Source organism: Streptomyces sp. GB4-14, from assembly GCF_022696125.1.
GTDB lineage: Bacteria > Actinomycetota > Actinomycetes > Streptomycetales > Streptomycetaceae > Streptomyces > Streptomyces werraensis.
Genome location: NZ_RZHO01000002.1, coordinates 407,041 through 427,921, shown reverse-complemented (window position 1 = coordinate 427,921; position 20,881 = coordinate 407,041). Strand labels below are relative to the sequence as shown.

Genomic DNA, 20,881 nt, shown 5'->3' with positions numbered 1-20,881 from the left:
GACCCCCGTCCGCGCGGGCCGGACGCCGGCCGTGCGGACGGGATGCGCCCCTCTCAGTGCCGCCCCGCCGGCTTGCCCTCCCGGTCGCGGCGGAAGAGGGCCCGGACGCGGGCCGGGAGGGCGGCCAGCCGGTCCCGCATGCGGGTGAGCCGGGGGAGCCGTTCCCGCTGCTCCCGCGAGTGACGGTCCAGCTCCTCGAACAGCCGCCGGGTGCGGTGCTCGGTGTCCATCTCGTCGAGGATGCGGTTGACCTCCGTCAGCAGGGCGCCCAGCAGCTGCCACCGCTTCGGGTCGCGCCGGGCCTCCTCGTACAGCAGCTCCGCCAGCCTGTCGCGGGTGCCGGCCGCCTGCCGCAGCTGTGAGGCGAGCCGCTCCTCCGCCGACTCGGCGTTGGCGCTCACGCTCGTGGTGACCAGCACCGCGAAGCTCACCACGGCGTCGGCGATCTCCGCCAGCAGCTGCTCGAAGGCCTGCCCCGTCTCCTCCGAGAAGAGACGTTCCGGCTCCCGTTCCTTCGCCAGGTCGGTCAGTGTGCGGGCCAGCACCCGCAGCACCACCGTGCAGATCTCCAGCGTGTCCAGGCCCGTGCGCAGCACCACCCGGTGCAGCAGCCCCTCCCGGACGCGCGGGTTGAGGCGCAGGCTCTCCTCCGCCTGCCGCAGGTCGGCGTCCACCTCGCTGATGTCGTGGTCGAGGCGGCGGGCCTCGTGCAGCCGGGCCGCCGCGCGCGCCGCGGGCGGACGGCCCGCGGCCTCCTCGCCGATCCGCAGCATCAGCTGGCGCACCCGGCGCGCCAGCTCCTCGATGGACGCGCCGGCCTCCTCCACCCACACGGGCGGCGCCAGCAGCAGGTTGAACGCCATCCCGACGATGGCGCCGATCAGCGTCTCCACGATGCGCGCCCAGGCGGTGTCGCCGTGCGTGGTCACGCCGAGCACCAGCATGGCGCTGATCGCCACCTCGGGCACGAACTCGCCCGCCCGCACCAGATGGCCGGTGACCAGCGCCGCGAGGATCAGCAGACCGAGGCTCCACCAGGTCAGACCCACCAGCAGGCTGAACAGGATCGCCAGGACCACGCCGGTCACCACGGAGTTCACCCGGCGCAGACCGGTCGTCAGGGTCGAGTACAGGGTGACCTGGACGACGAGCAGCGCCGTCAGGGGAGCGGTGAGGGGCGCGGCCTCCGGGCTCAGCCGGACGGCGATGACGTAGGCGAGCGTCGCCGCGGCCGCCGACCGCACCGTCTGCACGGTCAGCGGATCACGATGTTGCTTGAGGAACCGGACGGCAGGCGCGGTCATCTGGCGTACGACGTGCATCCTCGGACGGTTCCCCCTCCACGCGTGTGACGAACGTGTTTGCCGTGACGGCAGTCGCCCGGGGTACGGCAACGGGACCACACCCCGTCGCCCGCCGGGGTCACAGCTTGTCGATGAAGGCGAAGAGATTCTGCCGCGTGCGGTCGATCTGCTCCTCCAGGCTGAGGCTCTCCTCGAACCGCGCCCCGGTCTCCGGCACCTTCAGGCCGCGCAGATACAGGGAGCAGGCCAGGTCGGTGCACATGTAGGCGCCGACCGAGTTGCCCTCCCGGCCCGCCGGGCCCGACTTGCGCGCGGTCATCAGCGACACCCCGCCGCGCGGATGGGTCGTCAGACACAGGGAGCACATGCTGCGGTGGAAGAAACCCCGCTGGGCGGGCTGGAAGCGCAGGGCCACCCCGACGAGCCGGTCCTGCCGCTCGACGACCAGACAACTGCGGTCGGGCGCGCCCGGGTCGCCCCAGCCCAGGAAGTCGAGGTCGTCCCACGGACGGCTGTCCAGGTCCCGGGGCACGTGCAGCCGCTTCGCCTCACCCTTCGAGCAGTTGATGAACGAACCGCGGATGTCCTGCTCGGTGAGTGCTCTCATGAGGTCGTCTCCTGTGATGTTCCGTCAAACCTAGAGGGTCTAGGTTTCGCCGGCCAAGCGTAGGGACCCGCACCTCGCCGGAGCCAACGGTTTTCCGCCGCGCCGGTCCGCCGCCTCGCACCCGGGCGCGCCGTACGCTGTACCGCAGTCGCCGAGGGGGAGGGGAACACGCGATGGGGGACGCGCGGGAACGGGCCCGTCGGGTGCTCGCGGACGCGGGCCTGCCGCCCGGCGCACTGGCGGAGGTGCGCCCGCTGGCCGGGGGCACCTACAACACCGTCGAGGAGATCCTCCTGTCCGACGGTACCCGGTACGTCCTGAAGGTCCCGCCCCCGCCCACCGTGCCCGGGCTGCGCCACGAGCGGCGGCTGCTGGTCGCGGAGGCCGACTTCTGCGCCGGGGCGGAGCAGGCCGAGGTGCCCGCGCCGCGCGCCGTCTCCCTCGCCCCGGATCACGCCGAACCCCACCTGCTGCTCACCGCGTGCCCGGGCGTCCCCTGGCCCGAGGCGGCGCCCGTCGGCGAGGAGCGGGAGGCCCTGCGCAGGGAACTGGGCCGCCAGGTGGCACGGCTGCACCGGGTCACCGCAACCGCGTTCGGCTACCCCACGGGCGCCCTCGGCCCGCTCGCCCCCGACTGGCGGTCCGCCTTCACCGCGATGGCCGACGCCGTGCTCGCCGACGCCCGCGACCACCGCCCCTGGCTGCCCCGCCCCGTCGACGAGGTGGCCGCCGTGTTCCGCGCCGCCGCTCCCGCCCTTGACGCGGTCACCGTGCCGGTGCTGGTCCACTTCGACCTGTGGCCCGGCAACATCCTGGTGGACCGGGCCGATCCGGACGCACCCGCCCGGATCGGCGGGCTGATCGACGGGGAGCGGATGTTCTGGGGCGACCCGCTCGCCGACTTCGTCTCCCTGGCACTGCTCGACGACATCCGGCGGGACGACGCCTTCCTCGCCGGCTACGCGGAGGAGGGCGGCCCCGCGGTCCTCGACGAGAACGCCCGTCTGCGTCTCGCCCTCTACCGTGCCTACCTCGACCTGATCATGCTCACCGAGACGGTGCCCCGTGCCCTGGGCGCCGAGGACGCGCGCAGGGTCCGGGAGCGGGTCGGCCCGCACCTGACGGCGACGCTGGAGGAAATCGGCCGGGCGAGTAAGTTCACATCGTGAACTAAGGGGGAGGGGAAGTCGCGCCGGGCCGCCGCCCGGAGGTATGTTGCAGGTCGGGCGGGTGCATGGGAGGGGAGCCACATGGCGGGGAACGGGCGCACGGTGCGCGACCTCAGACGGGCCAACCGCACGGTCGTGCTGCAGCGGCTCTACTTCGACGGCCCCCTCAGCCGCTTCGAGCTCGGCCCGTCGACCGGCCTCAGCTCCGGCTCCGTCAGCAACGTCGTCGCCGACCTGATCGCCGACGGGCTCGTCGAGGAGGCCGGCAGCGTCGACTCCGACGGCGGCCGCCCCCGCACCCTGCTGCGCGTGGCCCCGACCAGCGGTCACATGATCGGCGTCGACGTCGGCGAGACCCGCGTCCGCGTCGAACTGTTCGACCTCGCCCTCACCGAGCTGGCCCGCACCGAACGCCCGCTGGAGCAGCAGCGGTACGAGGTCGAGGTCATCGTGGACCACATCCGCTCCGGCATCGACGAGGTGCTCGCCGCCGCGGACCTGGCCCCCGAGCGGCTCCTCGGCGTCGGCATCGGCGTCCCCGGCATCGTGGAGCGCACCGCCGACCGGGGCGCGGTGGTGCACGGGCAGACCATCGGCTGGGACGCCGTCCCGCTGGAGTCCCTGCTCCGCCACGGCTCCCCGCTCCCCGACGGCGTGCCCTACTTCATCGACAACGGCGCCCGGACGCTGGGCCAGGCCGAGATGTGGTTCGGCGCCGGACGCGGCGCGGGCAACGCCCTCGTCGTCCTCTTCGGCTCCGGCGTCGGCGCCAGCCTGGTCACCCCCGAGGTGCGGCACGGCCGGGCGGTGGAGTGGGGGCACCTGACCGTACGGGTCCGGGGCCGCCGCTGCCGGTGCGGCGCGCTGGGCTGCCTGGAGGCGTACGCGGGCGCGGAGTCGCTGCTCGCCCGCTGGCGTGAGGAGGGCGGCCGGGTCCCGGAGGACACCGACGAGGAGACGGCGCTCACCGCGATGCTCGCCGCCGCCTACCCGGCCGACGGCGCGGACGCCGACCCCGTCGCCCTGGCGGTGCTGGAGGAGACCGCCGAGTACCTGGGCGCGGGACTGTCCGACCTGATCAACCTCTTCCAGCCGGAACGCATCCTCATGGGCGGCTGGGCCGGCCTCCAGCTGGGCTCCCGCTTCCTGCCGGCCGTGCGCCGCCACGCCCTGTCGTACGCGCTGCGCCATCCGGCGGAGCGGGTCACCATCGAACTCGGCAGGCTCGGCCCGGACGCGGTGACGGTCGGCGCGGCGATCCTGCCGCTGGCCGACTTCTTCGACCGGGGCGGCCGCCGCCCCGACCCGGACCCGGCGCTTCCGGCACCGGCTTGGCGTGAGGCCCTTCGGGACCGGGTGCCGCGCTGACGCGTCCCGCGGCCTGCGCCGACCGGGCGCCGCCGCCCTGAACGCCCCGCGCGCTCGCCCGGTGCGCGGACGGCGTCCCGCGCCGATACGTGGCGCGGTCTGTGCCGACCGGGCGTCCGCCACCCCGGGCGGCCCTGGTGGGCCGTGAGCTCGCCCGGGGCGAAGCTCTCAGGGACCGCGTACGGCGCTGAGCTGCCCGGCGTCATGCGGGACCGGGGCGGCCCTCGTCGCCACCCGGGCCCGGCGGTACCGGCACCCGCCGGGCACGCGGCGTGTGCGCCGACCGTCCGCGCCGACACGCCGCCGACGGCGCGAGCGTCAGCCCGTCGACTCGTCCGGCACCGGAGCCTCCGGGTAGGAGGCCGCCGAGTGGGGTGCGCCCTGGCGGCCCGTGCCTGCCTCGTCCGTGTCGGGTACGTCCTCCTCGGAGTCCGGCCCGTCCGACTCCTCGGCCTTGCGTTCGCTCTCCCGCTCGGCGGCGGCAGGCGCGACCTCCCAGGGGTCCTCGTCGGGGCCGGCCTGCTGGTCGGGCAGGTCCCGGGGGATGCCCACGCCGTTCTCACCGGGTCCTTCGAGGCGATGGTCGGTCACGACGCTCTCCCTTCATCCGTACGGCCCTCGCGGGTACCCCGCGCGGCGCCGCGCAACCGCCCGCTCAGCCGACCGCGCTGCCGTGCAGCGGCGCCGTGTTCTCCCCGGCGCCCTGCCGCATGCCCAGCAGGAACTCCTCCAGCACCTGCGTCGCCGTGCGCGTCGGACGCCAGCCGAGCTCGACCCGCGCCCGGGTGCAGTCCATCAGCGGCAGTCGCAGCACCGCGTCGAACAGGTGCGGGGAGGCGGGCAGCAGCCGCAGGCCCCACGCCGCTGCGACCGCCGACCGGGCCGCGGCGCGCGGCAGCCGCACCCGGCGCGTGCCGAACATCTCGCCCAGCAGCTCCACGTCCACCGTGGGCTCCGCCGCCAGGTTGTACGGCCCCCGCGCCTGAGCGGACAGCACCGCCAGCCGGTACGCCTGCGCCGCGTCGTCCGTGTGCAGCACCTGCATCCGCAGGCCCGGGATGTCCGGCAGGAACGGGAGCAGGCCGGGACGGGCCAGCTGCCCCGGCAGATACCGCCCGCCGAAGATGCGGCGCTGCTCGCTCGCCGACTCGCGCTTGAAGAGGAACGCCGGACGCATCCGTACCACCCGCAGGGCGGGCCGGTCACGCTCCACGATGTCCAGGGCCCGCTCCAGATACGCCTTCTCCCGGCAGTACGCGGCGTCCGGCCAGCCGTGCGTCGGCCACGACTCGTCCACCGCGTGATCCTTGGGGCCGGGGGAGTACGCCCCCACCGACGAGGCGTGCACCAGCGTCGGCACCTCCGCCCGGGCCACCGCGTCGAACACCCGCATGCTGCCGAGCACGTTGCTGCGCCAGGTGGTCGCCGGGTCGTGCGTGGGCTGGAACGCCCAGGCCAGATGGATCACCGCGTCGGCGTCCGCGAACTCCCGCACCAGGTCGAACCGGTCCGAGGCCAGGTCCACCGCCGCCCACTCGGTCTTCGGCGGCGACCAGTCGGGGATCCGCCGCGCCAGCCCCCGTACGGAAGCCACCTCGGGTTCCTCCGCGAGGGCCCGGACCACGCTGGTCCCGACGTTCCCGGTGGCGCCCGTGACGACGACCCTGAGTCCCGCTGCGCTGCTCACGTTCCGCTCCCTCCGGCCGTACTGCTTGGCGGAGCGGCCCGGGTACCCCATGCGCGGGAGGGCTCACGCCGGCCGCGGTCGCACGGGGCGCACGAACGCGCGGGGGCACAAGGAAGAGCCCCGGCCGCGACGGGGGAATCACGGCCGGGGCGGCAAGCAGGTGGGCGCGCATGGCGGTCGCCTCTCGGCGAAAGGCTCCACAGGGCTTCAGCCGAACGATCGTCCCTGTGGGCGGATGATGAGGCCCGGGGACACTGTCCCATCCGCACCCACGGTCTGTTCAACGGGCAACCGCCTCGCTGTGTTCCGCCCGCGGCCCGGTTCCGCGGTGACGTGTGTCACCACGCCGGACGCGGGTCAGCGGCCCCGCGCCCGAGGGTCCAGGTCCGCCCACACGTTCTCCGCCTGGAGCACCAGGGTGCCCAGCACCGCCGTGCGGGCCGCGCCCCGGCCCGCCTCCTTCGTCAGACCCTCCTGGAGCGTGGTGTGCAGGTCCCGCATCGCCGCGTCGGTCCGCTCGTCCAGCAGCGGGTCACCAGGGTCCTCCTCGCCCAGCAGCCGGTCCGCCTCCGCGCGGCAGCTGTCCGCGAGCAGCTCCAGCAGCTTCCCGTACGAGTCCAGCACCTCGGGGTCGGGCGAGGCCGGGGAGCGCTCCTCGTCCGCGGCGACGGCCAGGCTGCGGGTCAGCGCCGTGACATGGCCGGTGATCCGGCCGAGCCGCTCGTCCTCGTCCTCCGGCGGCAGCGCCTCCGTCGGCGCCCGGTGCAGCTTGCGCAGCATCCCGGACGTCAGCCGCAGGCTCTCCCTGCTCCAGCCGCGCGCCGACCGCAGAGCGTCCAGCCGGTCCTGGAGGCGCTCGGCCGCGTTCAGCCGGCCGACGGCCGTCTGCGCGTCCCACTCGCCCTCGCGCAGGTCCCCGGCGACGGCGCTCAGCACCTCACCCGCCTCCCTGGCCAGCGCCGCCAGGTTCTCCCGCACGTCCCGCAGGTGCACCGGCGGCAGGACCAACGCGTTCACCGCAACGCCGATGACCGCGCCGAGCGCCGCCTGCCCCAGCCGGTGCCCCACCGCCTCCACGCTCACCGTGCCCGACGCGATGGTGAAGACGGCCGTGGTCGCCGCGTAGATGCCCTGGTCGCCGAAGCGCCGCCAGTTCGACAGCAGCACCAGCACCGGCACCGACAGGACGAGCGCGCCGGTGTTGTCGTCGGTGACCGCCTGCGCGCCCGACGCCACCAGCGCGCCGATGCAGATCGCGGCGAACTGCCGCGCCCCCGTCACCAGTGAGGCGTACACCGTGGCCTGCACCAGCACCAGCGCGACCCACGGCGCCATCAGCGCCATCGGGTCGCCCAGCCACACCTGCGCCACCAGCCAGGCCACCAGTGCCGCCAGCGCCGCCTTCAGCGACTGGACCAGCAGGTCCCTCTCCCGCCCGGGCCCGCGGACGGCGGCCCGCGCCGCCCGGCCCACCGAGTTCGCCTCCCAGCGCACCGCGTCCGCGGCCCGGGCCAGCCGCCCCGTCGTCCCCCTGTCGTTCCCTGTCCCGTCGATCACCCGCGTCATGGGCCTGCGGTTTCCCTGTCGCACCGGCGGACAAGCATGCGGAATCTCACGCCAGGGGGGAGTCCGCCAGCGACGCCAGCAGGTGCGCCGGGTCGTCGTACACCGCGACCGCGCCGGCCTCGGTCAGGTCGGCGCGCGGGATGCCGCCGCACAGCAGGCCCACACAGCGCACCCCGGCCCGGGTCCCCGCCCGCATGTCCCACACCGTGTCGCCCACGAACACCGCGCTCCCGGCGGGTGCCCCGGCCAGCTCCAGCGCGTGCTCGACGGGCTCGGGCGCGGGCTTGCCCTCGTCCACGTCGTCGGCGCTCGCCGTCGCGGAGATCGCCCGGTCCGCGTCGATCGCGCGGCGCAGCGCGCCCAGCTCCGCCCCGCCGGCCGAGGTGGCGAGCACCACCGTCCAGCCGTCGTCGTGCAGCCGCTCCAGCAGCCGCCCGGCGCCGGGAAGCGCCGGCAGCCGGTCGAAGTACTGCCCGTACAGCGTCTTGTGCGCGGCGCTCAGCTCCGCGTCGCGGGAGGCGTCCCGGTCCTCGCCGAGGACGTGCGCGACCAGGTCGGCGGAGGGCAGCCCCACGGCCCGGTGGACGGCGTGCATGGGCACCTGGTGCCCGGCCTGCCGGAACGCCTCCCACCAGGCCGTGACGTGCAGATGGTTGGTGTCGGCCAGAGTGCCGTCGACGTCGAACACCGCCGCCCGTGTCATGAAGGTCCTTCCTCTCCTCGCGGACCGGTACGGGTACCACCGCCGCCGTCCGCCACGCCCGTCGGCGTCCTGCGCTCCCGCGCCCAGGCGAGCAGCTCCTCCAGCGACCAGGTGGTCACCACCCGCTCGGGCGGCACCCCGCACTCCTCCGCGCGGGCGCACCCGAGGATCTGCCAGTCCAGCTGCCCGGGCGCGTGCGCGTCGGTGTCCACCGAGAACAGCACCCCCGCGTCCACGGCCCGCCGCAGCAGCCGCCGGGGCGGGTCGAGCCGCTCGGGCCGGCTGTTGATCTCCACTGCGGTGCCGGTCTCCGCGCACGCCGCGAACACCTCGTCCGCGTCGAACTCCGACTCGGGCCGTCCCCGTCCGCTCAGCAGCCGCCCGGTGCAGTGCCCGAGGACGTCGGAGTGCGGGTTGCGCACGGCGGCCACCATCCGGCGGGTCATCGACCGGGCGTCCATGCGCAGCTTGGAGTGCACGGACACCACGACCACGTCCAGCCGCTCCAGCAGCTCGGGCTCCTGGTCGAGGGAACCGTCCTCGAGAATGTCGCACTCGATGCCGGTGAGCAGCCGGAACGGCGCCCACGTCGCGTTCAGCTCCGCGACCGCGTCCAGTTGATCCCGCAGCCGTTCGGCCGACAGCCCGCGCGCGACCGTCAGCCGGGGGGAGTGGTCCGTCAGCACCGCCCACTCGTGACCCAGCCCGGCGGCGGTGCGGCCCATCTCCTCGATCGGGCTGCCCCCGTCCGACCAGTCGGAGTGCAGATGGCAGTCCCCGCGCAACAGCGCCCGCAGCTCCTCGCCCGCCCGGTCGGCGGGCTGCGCGTCCGCCTCCTCGCGCAGCTTCCGCAGATACCCGGGGACCTGCCCGTCCAGCGCCTCCGCCGCCACCTGCGCGGTCTTCGGCCCGACGCCCTTGAGCCGTTCCAGCGTCCCGGCGGCCGCCCGCTCGCGCACCTCGTCCGGGCCCAGCTCCGCCAGCGTCCGCGCCGCGGTGCGGAAGGCACGGACGCGGTAGGTCGGAGCCAGCGAACGCTCCAGCAGGAAGGCGATGTCCTCCAGCGCCTCGACGGGATCCATGGTCACCTCCTCGCTCCAGGGTTCCCCAGGGCGCCCGGGGCCGCACGCCGCGTCAGGGGGAGGTTGGCCCGCGCCGGCACGGGTACTGCGAACCGCACCCCGGACACCGACGACGAGGAGGCCCGTATGTCCCTCTCCACCCCCGTCAACGGCAAGGTCGCCGTGATCACCGGCGCGGACTCCGGCATCGGCCGGGCCACCGCCGTACGGCTCGCCGCCGCCGGCATGGATGTGGGCATCACGTACTTCAGCGACCGTGAGGGCGCGGAGGAGACCGCCGAGGAGGTGCGCGTCCACGGCTGCCGCGCCGAGGTCGCCCACCTGGACCTGACCGCGCTGCCCGGCGCCGCCGACACCGTGGACGAGCTGTGCGACCGGCTGGGACGTGTCGACGTGCTGGTCAACAACGCCGGCACCGGCACCATGACGCCGTTCCTCGACCTGGAGCCCGAGAAGGTGCGCGAGGTCCTCGACGTCGACCTGCTCGGCCCGTTCCTGTGCTCGCAGAAGGCGGCACGGCACATGATCCGGCAGGGCGACGGCGGCCGGATCGTCAACGTGACCTCCGTGCACGAGCACCAGCCGCGGGTGGGTGCCGCCCCGTACTGCGCGGCCAAGGGCGGCCTCGGGCTGCTCACCCAGGTGATGGCGCTGGAGCTGGCCGAGCACGGCATCACGGTGAACGCCGTCGCCCCCGGCGAGATCGCCACCCCCATGACCGGCCAGGAGGACACCGACCCGCACACCGAGAGCCGCCCCGGCATCCCGCTCGGCCGCCCCGGCGACGCCCGGGAGGTCGCCGCGGTGATCGCCTTCCTCGCCGGCCCCGACGCCTCGTACGTCACCGGCGCCTCGTGGAGCGTGGACGGCGGGATGCTCCGCATGGGACCGCAGGCCGGGTCGCACCTGACGAACCACGACTGGCGGCGCCCCTGAGAGGCGGCGGGCGGTATGCCCGGGAAGCCGTGATCGTGCCGTTTGGGTCTACTCTCGATGCATGACCGAAAGCGCGAGTCCGTACATGTCGCAGCCGCGGATCATGGTGCTCGGGGTGCAGCCCGGACCTCCGCCGTTCCGGATCGTGGAGATCGACGGACAGGTCGTCGGCGAGGCCAGGTCCGTCACCGACGTGCTGCAGGCAGCCGCCGCGTACGGCATCAGGGTGCACGACCTGGACGACCCCGACACGGTCCGCTGGGTGGGCGGGGACAAGTTCACCTGGTCCTCGCGCCAGGCCCCCCGGGCCCGCGAGGAGCAGAAGGAGAAGCCCTAGACAGCCGTACGCCTCCGCCCGCGGGGGACGGAGGCGTACGGCGCACTGTGGCGCGGGCTCACTCCTTCTCGCGGCGCGCGTGCACCGCCCTGCTCATCCGCCGGCCCACGAGCAGGTAACCGAGCAGCGCTCCGGCGGTGTTGAGGATGACGTCGTCGATGTCGAAGGCGCGGCCGGTGACCAGCGCGCCCTGCGCCACCTCGACCAGCAGCATCACCACGGCCGTCAGGACGAGGATCCGCAGGAAGCCCCGGGTGCGTGGCGCGACCACCGGCGCGAGCACCCCGAAGGGCACGCCCAGCAGGATGTTGCCGCCGATCTGCTTGAACGCGTCGCGCAGCGCCGGCTGGTCCAGGTAGGCCTGCAGGGAGCGGCCCGGGTGCAGGTTGGTGTGCGTCAGGGCCTCCGAGGCGGGGGAGGGCTGCAGCGTGAGCCGGGCCAGCACCACCGCGAAGACCACCATGAACGCGAAGGCGCACAGGAGCACCAGCAGCCTGACGGGCAGCGGAAGCGGTCGGGGGGCGGCGCGGGCCATCGGAAGTCCTCCAGTCGTCAAGGTGCGTGAGTGCTACGGCGGTTACCCCCGGTCGGGCCGCACAGTCCGGTCAGCCCGCGAAGGTGATCCGCACCCGCTCGAAGCCAAGGGAGCGCAGCAGGCCCCGGAGCATCTCCCGGGTGTTGGCCTCCGCGCGGGCGGTCAGTTCGCTCTCCTCGGCCGCCTCCCGGATGTGCCGCACGGCGAGCTTCTGCACGGCCTGTTCGCTGTTGGGGTTGTCCGAGAACAGATCCCCGAGCCGGTCGAGCAGGCCGCGCTGCTTGGAGACGGCGTAGGAGCGGTCCACGTCGAGCGCGGGGGTGCCGAGACGGGCGCGGGGCAGCCGCAGGACGGCGGAGGTGCGGTCCTCGTCCACCCGGACGTCGCCCTCCTTCAGCCCGCCGAGGTCCACGTACGCGTCCACGGTGCCCGCGCCCACGTACAGGGTGCGGCTGCCGCGGACCGCGTCCGGCAGGAACTTGGTGTCCTTCTCCAGGTCCACCACGACCTGGAAGTTGCCCGAGGCGGCGTCGTAGCGGCTGATGTCCTGGATGGACTCCAGCAGCGCGGGCCCCGAGCGGTCGCGGGTCTCCGTGCCGAACAGGTCCTTCAGGCCCGGCAGTACGCTCAGCCGGATCCCGGCGAACAGCACGGCCAGCACCACCACCGTCGCGCCCAGTGCCTTCACCCAGCCGGGCACGCGCGCCGTCGGTCGCTTCTGCGGAGTCGTCATGGCGACGGCCCTCCTTCCCTCCCGTCCGCATGCCCGCCATCTCACGGAACAGACAGCGGAGTTGGGGGACCGGACCCGGCACCGGGTGCACGGAGGGGGCGCACGGGCGGGCGGACCCCGCGGCGGGCTACACCGGTCCGGACTTCGACCCGGGCGCGGTCAGCGCCGAGTCCAGGGAGGGCCACGGAGGCAGCAGCCGGGTCAGCCCGGTGATCCGCAGCATCCGCAGGGTCAGCGGATGGACGCAGACCAACTGCAGCCGCCCGTCGAAGAGCCGGTGGCGGGCCCGGTGGAGCAGACGCAGCCCGGAGAGGTCGAAGAACGTGATGTGGGTCAGGTCGATGACGACACGGGCGTCCGGATCGGCGGTCACCAGATCGAGGTGCGGCAGGATCTCCGCGGCGGCCGCGATGTCGATCTCACCGTGGAACTCCAGCACGGTGCGGCCCCGGTCGCGGCGCACGCGCAGATGCCGCGTCAGCGGCGGGGGTTCGGACCGCACGACGCCATCGCCTCCAGCCATCTGGGCGCCCCGGGGAGAGCCGCCAGGCCCCAACACCGGCTTCCGGTACGCAAGTTACTCGCGAACGACTGCATTTGAGCATGTTCGAATGACATATGTCTTCGTCTTGTGGCCGAGTTTTTCGCCACTTTGATCGATGACTGAAAGCGGGGAGCGGGGACAGGCGTCACTCAGGCGGGGCCGGACCGCCCCGCATCCGACTCCGCGGAGGAGACATGGCACTGGTGACCACGGGCGTGGTGGTGCTCGACTGCGCCGAACCCGAGAAACTCGCCGAGTTCTACAAGGAGTTGCTGGAGGCGGATCACGTCGACGCGAGCGCCAACAGGGTGGAGCTCCGCACCGCCGACGGCTTCCGCCTGGCCCTGCGCCGCGACGTGAACGCGACCGCCCCGAGCTGGCCGCGGCCGGAGAACTCCCTCCAGGCGCACCTGGAGTTCGTGGCGGAGGACCTCGACGGGGTGGAGCGGCGGATCGTGAGTCTGGGCGGCCGCCCGACGGAGAGCGGGGACCCGGCCGGCGCGGCCGAGGAACGCGGGTACGCCGACCCGGCGGGACACTCCTTCACCGTGCGGCGGGGTGTGCCGACGGCACCGAAACAGGGGTGAAGGTGATGTCCTCGAACGCCGGACGGGCCGCATCCGGCCCGTCCGGCGTTCGAGGAGCGGGGTCCGGGGCGGAGCCCCCGGACGCCGGGCTCAGTCGCGGCCACCCTGGTCGGGAACGGGCCACGTCCCCGTGGAGCGTTCGATCGCCTTCGCGCCGGCCCGGTCCACCGCACTCCGCACCACCGCGAAGATCGCCCCCTGGATCGCCGCGGCCAGGAGGATCTCGCCCCAGCCGCGGTCGCGGTCCAGCGCGTCCGGCGCGTTGTCCTCCTTCTTGATCACCTTCCAGGTCTTCTGGAAGGCCATGCCCGCCACGGTGCCGCTGGTCCAGCCCAGCGCGAAACCGATCGGCTTGTACGCCAGAGGCAGCTTCTTCTTCGCCTTCTTGCTCTTCTTCGCCACGTCGTTTCTCCTAGGTCGGCTCGGTCGTCAGGGGTGGTCAGGTCAGGGGCGGCCTGGCGCAGGGATCTCCTCGCCGCGCGGCGCCGGACCGGGCGGGGTGCCGTCGCCGAAGGGACGGCCGCCCAGCTCCTCGCGGTGATGGGGAGTCGTCCAGCCGGACAGGCCGGGCCCGAGGGGGACGATGCCGGACGGGTTGATGCCGGTGTGCACCTGGTAGTAGTGCCGTTTGATGTGGTCGAAGTCGACGGTGTCGCCGAACCCCGGCGTCTGGTACAGGTCGCGTGCGTACGCCCACAGCACCCGGCTCTCCGTCAGCTTCCACAGGTTGCACTTGAAGTGGCCGTGATACACGGGGTCGAACCGCACCAGCGTGGTGAACAGCCTGATGTCCGCCTCGGTGATGGTGTCCCCGACCAGGTACCGCTGCCGCTCCAGCCGCTGCTCGAGCGACTCCAGCCGTCGGAACAGCCGTGTGAAGGCGGCCTCGTACTCCTCCTGCCCGGTGGCGAAACCCGCCCGGTACACACCGTTGTTGACGTCCCGGAAGACGTCGTCCATCACCGCGTCGATCTCGTCGCGCAGCTTCTCGGGGTACAGGTCGGGCGCCCCCTCGCGGTGCAGGGCCGTCCACTCGGTGGCGAAGTCCAGGGTGATCTGCTGGTAGTCGTTGGTGACCAGCTTCCCGCTGGGCACGTCCACGACGGCCGGCACGCTCACGCCGCCCGGATAGTCCGTCTCCCGCCGGTCGTACGCCTCGCTGAGGTAGCGGATGCCGAGCACCGGGTCGCGGCCGTCCGGGTCCAGGGTGAAACGCCAGCTGCGGTCGTCCTGGACCGGGTCCGCGACCGCCAGGGACACCGCGTCCTCCAGCCCCAGCAGCCGCCGCGACACCAGCGCCCGGCTCGCCCAGGGACAGGCGCGGCTCACCACCAGACGGTAACGCCCGGCCTCCACCGGCCACCCGTCCCGCCCGTCGGCGGTGATCCGGTCCTGGAAGTGCGCCCGGGACCGCTTGAACGCCTTCCTGCCGTACGCGCTGTTGCCGCCGCCCGCGTCGTCGCGGCCGCTCATGGTGGTCTCCCTCTGTCGTCGCTGCTGTGTCGTCCCTGTCACCGCGTTCCCCGTTTTCCCCCGACCGCACGGTATGAGCTGCGCCGACCGGGGCAATCGGCCGTCGTGACTACACGATCGGATCGCAGAACGCGGCTCACCGTCCTGGTGGCGCTCGCGGCCAATCTCGTGATAGCCGCCGCGAAGGCCGTGGGCGGCCTGGTCGCGTCCTCCCCCGCGCTGCTGTCGGAGGCGGCGCACTCGGTGGCGGACAGCGTGAACGAGGTCTTCCTGCTCGCCGCCCTGCGCCGCAGCCGCCGCCCGGCCGACCGCCGCCACCCCTTCGGCTACGGCAAGGAACGGTTCTTCTGGTCGCTGCTCGCGGCCGTCGGCATCTTCGTGATGGGCGGCTGCTTCTCCTTCTACCAGGGGATCGACGCCCTGCGGAACGGGGGAGAGGAGCACTTCAGCGGTTACGTCGCCGGGCTCGTCGTGCTCGGCGTGGCCCTCCTCGCGGAGGGCGGTTCGCTGCTGCGCGCCCTCTACCAGGTGCGTCGTCAGGGCGGCGGACTGGGCGATCCGGCGCTGCGCACGGTCATCGCCGAGGACGGCACCGCGGTCGTCGGCGTCACCCTCGCCATGGCCGGCATGGCGCTGCACATGCTCACCGGGCAGGTGGTGTGGGAGGCGTCCGCCTCGCTCGCCATCGGGCTGCTGCTGGGATACGTCGCCTACCGGCTCGGCCGTGAGGCCCGCGACCAGCTCATCGGCGAGGCTGCCGACCCGGGGGCCAGCGACCGGATCCGGGAACTGCTGCGAGCCCAGCCCGAGATCGACAGCGTGGAGGCGCTGTTCACCATGAAGACCGGGCTCGACACCGCCCTGGTGGCCGCCCGTGTCGACCTGGTGCCGGGACTGGACAGCGAGCGGGTGGAAGAGGTCGCCGTGCGCATCAAGCGGTCCATCGCCCGGGTGGTCCCCGAGGCGGCCCAGGTCTTCCTCGACGTCACCGAGCGCGGGGCGGCGGAGGCATGGGAGGGCCCCGCCGCGACGGGGGAACGCGGCGGGGCCTGACGCTCGTGTGCCCGGCGACCGGGGCTTCATGCGGGACCGGCCGGGGTGTTTTCCCCTGACCGCCGCGCCGGCGTCCGAACAGGCTTCCCGGGGGCGCCGCGTCGACCCCGTCAGCCCTGGTCGTCGCGCTCCAGCACGAAGACCGGGATCTCCCGGCTGGTCTTCTTCTGGTACTCCTCGTACTGCGGGAACGCCTCGACCGCGCGCTTCCACCACTCGGCCTTCTCCTCACCGGTGACCTCACGGGCCGTCATGTCCCACTTGGCCGGGCCGTCCTGGAGCTCGACATGCGGATGAGCCTTCAGGTTGAAGTACCAGACCGGGTGCTTCGGCGCGCCGCCCAGTGAGGCGACCACCGCGTACCGGCCGTCGTGCTCCACCCGCATCACCGGGGTCTTGCGCAGCTTGCCGCTCTTCGCGCCCCGGCTGGTGAGCACGACGACCGGCTTGCCCTGCAGTGTCGTCCCCTCCGTGCCGCCGGACCGCTCGACCAGCTCCACCTGTTCCCGTACCCAGGCCGTCGGGCTGGGCTCGTACTCGCCTTCGAGTGGCATGGCATCCGTCCCATCGTTCTCGCGTCGTACGGCCGAGTCGATCATTGCTCCGTACCCGCCGCACCCGGAAGCCGTCCGGGCCGGGCGTGTCCCGGCCGTGGAGGACCAGTGCCCAGGAAACACCGTCCGACCCCGTCGAGGGGGCAGGACGGGCGGGCGAGTTGCGAGCGGCGGCGGGACCCCGTTTCCATGGATGAAGGCCCCTCCGCGCCCCGCCGCCCCCTTCGGCGGCCCTGACAGGCGGCAAAGGTGTGACCGACCCCGGGAGGCTGGATCGTGGCAGCACCGGACCCGCGACCGCCCGGCCCGGAGGAACTCCTCACGGGCTCCGCCGGACCCGTGCTGCGGTCCCTGCTCACCCACGCGGGCCTCGGGCTCGCCGTGTGGGACACGGAGCTGCGCTGCGTCTGGGCCAACGACGTCCTCACCCGGTACGACGGCATTCCCCGCGAGCGACGGCTGGGCCTGCCGCCCCGCGCCTCGCTGGCCGGTGACGCCGACGCCCTGGAGGAGACCCTCCGCGAGGTGCTCGGCACCGGCGCCTGCGTCATCGGCCGCCCCTACCGCGTCCCGGTGGTCCAGGGTGACCGGCGGCCCCGATTCCTCGCCGCCACCGCCCTGCGCCTGGACGGCCCCGACGGCCGCCCGCTGGGCGTGGCCCTGCTGGTGCTGGACGTGCGCGGCGGACGCGGGGTGGAGGACCGGCTCGCGGTGGTCAGCGAGGCCGGCGCCCGCATCGGCACCACCCTGGACGTCGTGCGCACCGCGCAGGAACTGGCCGACTTCACGGTGCCGCTGCTCGCCGACTACGTCACCGTCGACCTGACGGAGGCGGTACGCCTCGGCGGGGAGCCGCTGGAACGGCTCGGCACCGCCGACGGCCGCGTCCCCGCCTTCCGCCGCGCCGGCGTCGCCTCCGTCCACGACGGCGCTCCCGAGTCCCTGTGGTCGTCCGGCGATGCGGTGTTCGTCCCGGAGGCGTCGCCGTTCACGCAGGTGCTGCACACGGGCCGGCCGCTGCTGGAGCCGCGCATCGACACCTCGCCCGGCACCTGGCTGGACCACGACCCGGCGCGCGCCGAGAAGATCCGCCGGTACGGCATGCACTCGCTGCTGATCGTCCCCCTCCAGGCCCGCGGCCTGCTCATGGGCGTGGCGGTCCTCGTCCGCGCGGACAACCCGGCCCCCTTCGACGACGGCGACCGGCTGCTCGCCGAGGAGATCGCCGCCCGCGCCGCGCTCAGCCTCGACAACGCCCGCCGCTACACCCGCGAGCGCACCGCCGCGCTCACCCTCCAGCGCAGCCTGCTGCCGCGCCGGGTGGACGGCGGCGACGCCATGGAGGTGGCCGCGCACTACGTCCCCGCCGACGCCGAGTACAGCGCCGGAGGGGACTGGTTCGACGTGTTCGGCCTGTCCGGCGGCCGGCTCGCGCTCGTCGTCGGCGACGTGGTGGGCCACGGCATCGCCGCCGCGGCCGCGATGGGACGGCTGCGCACGGCCATCCGCACCCTCGCCGACCTCGACCTCCCCCCTGCGGAACTGCTGACCCGGCTGGACCGGACCTCCGTCCACCTCGTCGAGACCGACGAGGCGAGCGACGTGGAGTGCTGCTCCATCGGGGCGACCTGCGTCTACGCGGTGTACGACCCCGCCGCCCGCACCTGCACCGTCGCCCTGGCCGGACACCCGCCGCCCGCCGTCACCGGCCCCGACGGCGCCCTCACCTTCCCCGACCTGCCGCACGGCACCCCGCTCGGCTACGGCCTGCCGCCCCACGAGGCAGCGGTCCTCGATCTCCCCCCGGGCGGACTGGTGGCCCTCTACTCCGACGGCCTCGTCGAGGACCGCCGTCACGACATCGGCGCAGGCATGGAACGCGTACGCCGGGCCCTCGCCCGGGCCGGCGGCGACTCCTCCCTGACCGACCTGTGCACGGCGGTCGTCGCCACCCTCCCGAGGGCCCCGGAGGACGACGTCACGCTCCTGCTGGCGCGGGCGCGATGAGGGGGGCGGACCGACCCCGCCGCCCCTGCCCTTCCCGTCCCGAGGCTCCGCCCCGGACCCCGCGCTCCTGGAACGCCGGGGGGGCTGTCAGGGCGCCAGCGCCATTCGCAGCGCCAGTGCCGTCATCACTCCGCTCGCCACCAGCGCCGTCGCCAGCCGCCCCCGGTGACCGGTCAGCGCCCGGCCCAGCAGGGCGCCGCCGCCCGCCAGCAGGACCTGCCAGCTCGCCGAGGCCGCGAAGGCCGCCGTCACGAAGACCGACTGCTCCACCGCCCCGGCCGCCGATCCGCCCTGTGAGCCGAGGACCAGTGCCGCGAAGTAGATCACCGTGGTCGGGTTGAGCAGGGTGATGCCCAGCAGCGTCAGATACGCCCGCGGGGCGCTCGGGGGCGGCGGCGCGGCCCGCGTGGCGAGCCGGCGGCCGCGGTACTGCCGTAGCGCGCCGGCCGCGCCCCACGCCGCCAGCGCGGCCAGTACGAGGACGCACACCCAGCGCAGCGGGCCCAGGGCGGGGCGCAGCGCCGAGGCGAGGGCGGAACCGCCGAGGACCGCGGCGAGCGCGTACAGTCCGTCCGCCGTGGCGACGCCGAGCGCCGCGGACACGCCGGTGCGCAGGGACGTACGGGCGGAGAGGGACACGAGGTAGGTGCCGACTGCGCCCACGGGGACCGCGATGCCGTACCCGGCGAGCAGCCCCGCGAGCAGCGCGGCGGTCACGGGCGCGGGGGAGTCGTGCCTTCCCGGGCGCCGGACTGCTGCTGTCGGCCCGCGACGACGGCGAGGGCGGACGGGGGCAGCGGGAACATGCGCGTGGACATGGGCAGGATCCTGGAGCCTGCCACCCGGTACCGGCAAACGGTTTTCGCCGGCCGGGGCCGGCAACCGACGACAACGCCGCACGGAGTGCGCCTGGGGTGCGCCCCCACGCCCGTTCAGGGCAGTGGGGGAGCGCGTGCCGTATCCCGCGACGCCGGGACGATCCTGTCGAAAGGCCCTAGGGTGCCGGGATGACCGACAAGCCCTTCCTCTACGTCGTCGTCTGCGCCGCCGGCGTCGCCGCGGACGTCAGCAAGCTGATCACCGCCGCGCAGGAGCGGGACCGGGAGGTCGGCGTCATCGCCACCCCGACGGCGATGAACGGCTTCTTCGACGCCGCCGCCGTCGAGACGCAGACCGGCCGCCAGATCCGCTCGGCCTGGCGGCGCCCGGGCGATCCGCGGCCCTTCCCGGCCCCCGACGCCGTGGTGGTCGCCCCGGCCACCTTCAACACCGTCAACAAGTGGGCGGCGGGCATCGCCGACACCCTCGCCGTCGGCACCCTGTGCGAGGCGGCCGGCCTCGGTGTGCCGATCGCCGTCCTGCCCTGCGTCGCGGACGCGCTGGCCGCCCACCCCGCCTACCGGGACGCCGTGGCCCGGCTGCGCGGCATGGGCGTCCGCTTCGCCGACCCGTACCCCGGGGAGGGTGAAGGGGACGGTGGGCGGCGGGAGTTCGGCTGGGAGCGGGCCCTTGACCTCCTGGGGGACGGCTGAGCGGCACCCCGCTTCGAGTGCGCGCGAAGACGTACGCTCGCTCCTGCGACAGCAACCGTTCCCGACGGCAGGAGCAGCAACGATGCAGTACGTGAAGCTCGGTTCGACGGGCCTGGAGGTCTCGCGCGTCTGCCTGGGCTGCATGACCTACGGCGACCCCGGCCGCGGCAACCACGAGTGGACCCTGGACGAGAAGGCGTCCCGGCCGCTGATCCGGCAGGCGCTGGAAGCGGGGATCACGTTCTTCGACACCGCGAACGTGTACTCGGACGGCACCAGCGAGGAGATCGTCGGCCGGGCGCTGCGCGACTTCGCCCGCCGCGACGACGTCGTCCTCGCCACCAAGGTGCACGGCCGGATGCGGCCCGGACCCAACGGCGCGGGGCTCTCCCGCAAGGCGATCATGACCGAGCTGGACCACAGTCTGCGCCGCCTCGGCACCGACTACGTCGACCTCTACCAGATCCACCGCTGGGACCCGCACACCCCGGTGGAGGAGACGATGGAGGCACTGCACGACGTCGTCAAGGCGGGCAAGGTCCGCTACATCGGGGCCAGTTCGATGTACGCCTGGCAGTTCTCCAAGGCGCAGTACACCGCCGAGCTGCGCGGCTGGACGAAGTTCGTGTCCATGCAGAACCACTACAACCTGCTCTACCGCGAGGAGGAGCGGGAGATGCTGCCGCTCTGCGCCGACCAGGGCGTCGGCGTGCTGCCGTGGAGCCCGCTCGCCCGCGGCCGCCTCACCCGCGACTGGGACGTCACCACGGAGCGCAGCGCCACCGACCAGTTCGGCAGCACCCTCTACCAGGAGGGCGACCGCGCGATCGTCGAGGCGGTCGCCCGCGTCGCCGAGGCCCGCGGCGTCCCCCGTGCCCAGGTCGCCCTCGCCTGGCTCCTCCGTCAGGACACGGTCACCGCCCCCGTCGTCGGCGCGGCGAAGCCGTCCCACATCGAGGACGCGGTGGCAGCGGTCGACCTGACCCTCACGGACGAGGAGCTCGAGGAACTCGCCGAGCCGTACACGCCCCACCCGATCGCGGGTCACTGAAGCGCCCGGCCCCGGCGGAGAGCGCTCACCTCCAGGGAGCGGACCCCGTCAGG

23 protein-coding genes are annotated in these 20,881 nt (G+C 74.0%); 9 read left to right on the top strand and 14 right to left on the bottom strand.

Going from position 1 to position 20,881, the window contains the following annotated elements:
• Positions 1–53: 53 nt before the first annotated feature.
• Positions 54–1,322, bottom strand: coding sequence for an FUSC family protein (locus tag ELQ39_RS03140; protein WP_242590905.1), 1,269 nt, complete (start codon positions 1,320–1,322; stop codon positions 54–56).
• 100 nt (positions 1,323–1,422) lie between these two features.
• A complete protein-coding gene (locus tag ELQ39_RS03135) occupies positions 1,423–1,911 on the bottom strand; it encodes an FBP domain-containing protein (RefSeq protein WP_190001947.1) in 489 nt (162 codons plus the stop codon).
• A gap of 173 nt (positions 1,912–2,084) precedes the next feature.
• On the opposite strand from ELQ39_RS03135, the gene ELQ39_RS03130 reads away from it, so the two are divergent.
• Both ELQ39_RS03130 and ELQ39_RS03125 read left to right on the top strand, forming a co-directional pair.
• Entirely contained in the window at positions 2,085–3,080 is a 996-nt protein-coding gene (locus ELQ39_RS03130; protein WP_242590904.1) for a phosphotransferase family protein, read from the top strand.
• Positions 3,081–3,161: 81 nt separating this feature from the next.
• Positions 3,162–4,448 (top strand): ROK family protein, encoded by a 1,287-nt coding sequence (locus tag ELQ39_RS03125; RefSeq protein WP_242590903.1) that lies wholly within the window; start codon positions 3,162–3,164, stop codon positions 4,446–4,448.
• Between the two features lie 318 nt (positions 4,449–4,766).
• Here the strand turns inward: ELQ39_RS03125 and ELQ39_RS03120 are convergent, their stop codons facing one another.
• The 5 genes from ELQ39_RS03120 to ELQ39_RS03100 all read right to left on the bottom strand — a co-directional run bounded on the left by ELQ39_RS03120 (position 4,767) and on the right by ELQ39_RS03100 (position 9,486).
• Entirely contained in the window at positions 4,767–5,039 is a 273-nt protein-coding gene (locus ELQ39_RS03120; protein WP_190001950.1) for a hypothetical protein, read from the bottom strand.
• 64 nt (positions 5,040–5,103) lie between these two features.
• The gene (locus ELQ39_RS03115; protein WP_225628079.1) at positions 5,104–6,135 is read right to left on the bottom strand and encodes an SDR family oxidoreductase; all 1,032 of its coding nucleotides are present in this window, start codon (positions 6,133–6,135) and stop codon (positions 5,104–5,106) included.
• Between the two features lie 357 nt (positions 6,136–6,492).
• Complete coding sequence (locus ELQ39_RS03110) at positions 6,493–7,701, bottom strand: FUSC family protein (RefSeq protein WP_242590902.1); 1,209 nt, start codon at positions 7,699–7,701, stop codon at positions 6,493–6,495.
• A 46-nt stretch (positions 7,702–7,747) separates the two neighbouring features.
• The gene (locus ELQ39_RS03105; protein WP_190001952.1) at positions 7,748–8,404 is read right to left on the bottom strand and encodes an HAD family hydrolase; all 657 of its coding nucleotides are present in this window, start codon (positions 8,402–8,404) and stop codon (positions 7,748–7,750) included.
• Entirely contained in the window at positions 8,401–9,486 is a 1,086-nt protein-coding gene (locus tag ELQ39_RS03100) for a PHP domain-containing protein (RefSeq protein ID WP_242590901.1), read from the bottom strand. The genes ELQ39_RS03105 and ELQ39_RS03100 overlap by 4 nt, the downstream gene beginning before the upstream one ends.
• A 126-nt stretch (positions 9,487–9,612) precedes the next feature.
• Here ELQ39_RS03100 and ELQ39_RS03095 point away from each other — a divergent pair, with 126 nt between their 5' ends.
• Positions 9,613–10,422: an SDR family oxidoreductase gene (locus ELQ39_RS03095; protein ID WP_190001954.1), complete on the top strand. Its 810-nt coding sequence runs from the start codon at positions 9,613–9,615 to the stop codon at positions 10,420–10,422.
• Positions 10,423–10,483: 61 nt separating this feature from the next.
• Entirely contained in the window at positions 10,484–10,759 is a 276-nt protein-coding gene (locus ELQ39_RS03090; protein WP_190001955.1) for a hypothetical protein, read from the top strand.
• 58 nt (positions 10,760–10,817) lie between these two features.
• On the opposite strand, the gene ELQ39_RS03085 is transcribed toward ELQ39_RS03090, so the two are convergent.
• From ELQ39_RS03085 to ELQ39_RS03075, 3 genes are all read right to left on the bottom strand, one after another.
• Positions 10,818–11,294: a VanZ family protein gene (locus ELQ39_RS03085; RefSeq protein WP_190001956.1), complete on the bottom strand. Its 477-nt coding sequence runs from the start codon at positions 11,292–11,294 to the stop codon at positions 10,818–10,820.
• A 70-nt stretch (positions 11,295–11,364) separates the two neighbouring features.
• Positions 11,365–12,027 carry a DUF4230 domain-containing protein gene (locus ELQ39_RS03080; protein WP_190001957.1) on the bottom strand — a complete coding sequence of 221 codons (663 nt, stop codon included), beginning with the start codon at positions 12,025–12,027 and terminating at the stop codon, positions 11,365–11,367.
• A 127-nt stretch (positions 12,028–12,154) separates the two neighbouring features.
• A complete protein-coding gene (locus tag ELQ39_RS03075; protein WP_242590900.1) occupies positions 12,155–12,529 on the bottom strand; it encodes an STAS domain-containing protein in 375 nt (124 codons plus the stop codon).
• Positions 12,530–12,765: 236 nt separating this feature from the next.
• Here ELQ39_RS03075 and ELQ39_RS03070 point away from each other — a divergent pair, with 236 nt between their 5' ends.
• Positions 12,766–13,158, top strand: coding sequence for a VOC family protein (locus ELQ39_RS03070; protein WP_225639887.1), 393 nt, complete (start codon positions 12,766–12,768; stop codon positions 13,156–13,158).
• Between the two features lie 90 nt (positions 13,159–13,248).
• Here ELQ39_RS03070 and ELQ39_RS03065 read toward each other — a convergent pair whose 3' ends face one another.
• Together ELQ39_RS03065 and ELQ39_RS03060 are read right to left on the bottom strand one after the other, a co-directional pair.
• Positions 13,249–13,560: a DUF4235 domain-containing protein gene (locus ELQ39_RS03065; protein ID WP_190001960.1), complete on the bottom strand. Its 312-nt coding sequence runs from the start codon at positions 13,558–13,560 to the stop codon at positions 13,249–13,251.
• Between the two features lie 42 nt (positions 13,561–13,602).
• Complete coding sequence (locus ELQ39_RS03060; protein ID WP_190001961.1) at positions 13,603–14,631, bottom strand: glutathione S-transferase family protein; 1,029 nt, start codon at positions 14,629–14,631, stop codon at positions 13,603–13,605.
• Between the two features lie 105 nt (positions 14,632–14,736).
• Here ELQ39_RS03060 and ELQ39_RS03055 point away from each other — a divergent pair, with 105 nt between their 5' ends.
• Positions 14,737–15,684 carry a cation diffusion facilitator family transporter gene (locus ELQ39_RS03055; RefSeq protein WP_242590899.1) on the top strand — a complete coding sequence of 316 codons (948 nt, stop codon included), beginning with the start codon at positions 14,737–14,739 and terminating at the stop codon, positions 15,682–15,684.
• Positions 15,685–15,794: 110 nt separating this feature from the next.
• On the opposite strand, the gene ELQ39_RS03050 is transcribed toward ELQ39_RS03055, so the two are convergent.
• Positions 15,795–16,238 carry a nitroreductase/quinone reductase family protein gene (locus tag ELQ39_RS03050; RefSeq protein WP_190001963.1) on the bottom strand — a complete coding sequence of 148 codons (444 nt, stop codon included), beginning with the start codon at positions 16,236–16,238 and terminating at the stop codon, positions 15,795–15,797.
• A gap of 276 nt (positions 16,239–16,514) precedes the next feature.
• Between ELQ39_RS03050 and ELQ39_RS03045 the strand changes: the two genes are divergently transcribed.
• Positions 16,515–18,245: a SpoIIE family protein phosphatase gene (locus ELQ39_RS03045; RefSeq protein WP_242590898.1), complete on the top strand. Its 1,731-nt coding sequence runs from the start codon at positions 16,515–16,517 to the stop codon at positions 18,243–18,245.
• Between the two features lie 87 nt (positions 18,246–18,332).
• On the opposite strand, the gene ELQ39_RS03040 is transcribed toward ELQ39_RS03045, so the two are convergent.
• The gene (locus tag ELQ39_RS03040) at positions 18,333–18,962 is read right to left on the bottom strand and encodes a LysE family transporter (RefSeq protein WP_190001964.1); all 630 of its coding nucleotides are present in this window, start codon (positions 18,960–18,962) and stop codon (positions 18,333–18,335) included.
• 290 nt (positions 18,963–19,252) lie between these two features.
• On the opposite strand from ELQ39_RS03040, the gene ELQ39_RS03035 reads away from it, so the two are divergent.
• Positions 19,253–19,777, top strand: coding sequence for a flavoprotein (locus tag ELQ39_RS03035; protein ID WP_242590897.1), 525 nt, complete (start codon positions 19,253–19,255; stop codon positions 19,775–19,777).
• A gap of 82 nt (positions 19,778–19,859) precedes the next feature.
• On the top strand, positions 19,860–20,828 hold the full coding sequence (locus ELQ39_RS03030) for an aldo/keto reductase (RefSeq protein ID WP_242590896.1): 969 nt from the start codon (positions 19,860–19,862) through the stop codon (positions 20,826–20,828).
• Positions 20,829–20,881: the final 53 nt, after the last annotated feature.

Bases quoted from the DNA above. Each gene is read 5' to 3' on its own strand.
- ELQ39_RS03140 (WP_242590905.1), bottom strand. From the start codon at position 1,322: ATGCACGTCGTACGCCAGATGACCGCGCCTGCCGTCCGGTTCCTCAAG.
- ELQ39_RS03135 (WP_190001947.1), bottom strand. From the start codon at position 1,911: ATGAGAGCACTCACCGAGCAGGACATCCGCGGTTCGTTCATCAACTGC.
- ELQ39_RS03130 (WP_242590904.1), top strand. From the start codon at position 2,085: ATGGGGGACGCGCGGGAACGGGCCCGTCGGGTGCTCGCGGACGCGGGC.
- ELQ39_RS03125 (WP_242590903.1), top strand. From the start codon at position 3,162: ATGGCGGGGAACGGGCGCACGGTGCGCGACCTCAGACGGGCCAACCGC.
- ELQ39_RS03110 (WP_242590902.1), bottom strand. From the start codon at position 7,701: ATGACGCGGGTGATCGACGGGACAGGGAACGACAGGGGGACGACGGGG.
- ELQ39_RS03105 (WP_190001952.1), bottom strand. From the start codon at position 8,404: ATGACACGGGCGGCGGTGTTCGACGTCGACGGCACTCTGGCCGACACC.
- ELQ39_RS03100 (WP_242590901.1), bottom strand. From the start codon at position 9,486: ATGGATCCCGTCGAGGCGCTGGAGGACATCGCCTTCCTGCTGGAGCGT.
- ELQ39_RS03095 (WP_190001954.1), top strand. From the start codon at position 9,613: ATGTCCCTCTCCACCCCCGTCAACGGCAAGGTCGCCGTGATCACCGGC.
- ELQ39_RS03090 (WP_190001955.1), top strand. From the start codon at position 10,484: ATGACCGAAAGCGCGAGTCCGTACATGTCGCAGCCGCGGATCATGGTG.
- ELQ39_RS03085 (WP_190001956.1), bottom strand. From the start codon at position 11,294: ATGGCCCGCGCCGCCCCCCGACCGCTTCCGCTGCCCGTCAGGCTGCTG.
- ELQ39_RS03080 (WP_190001957.1), bottom strand. From the start codon at position 12,027: ATGACGACTCCGCAGAAGCGACCGACGGCGCGCGTGCCCGGCTGGGTG.
- ELQ39_RS03070 (WP_225639887.1), top strand. From the start codon at position 12,766: ATGGCACTGGTGACCACGGGCGTGGTGGTGCTCGACTGCGCCGAACCC.
- ELQ39_RS03060 (WP_190001961.1), bottom strand. From the start codon at position 14,631: ATGAGCGGCCGCGACGACGCGGGCGGCGGCAACAGCGCGTACGGCAGG.
- ELQ39_RS03050 (WP_190001963.1), bottom strand. From the start codon at position 16,238: ATGCCACTCGAAGGCGAGTACGAGCCCAGCCCGACGGCCTGGGTACGG.
- ELQ39_RS03035 (WP_242590897.1), top strand. From the start codon at position 19,253: ATGACCGACAAGCCCTTCCTCTACGTCGTCGTCTGCGCCGCCGGCGTC.
- ELQ39_RS03030 (WP_242590896.1), top strand. From the start codon at position 19,860: ATGCAGTACGTGAAGCTCGGTTCGACGGGCCTGGAGGTCTCGCGCGTC.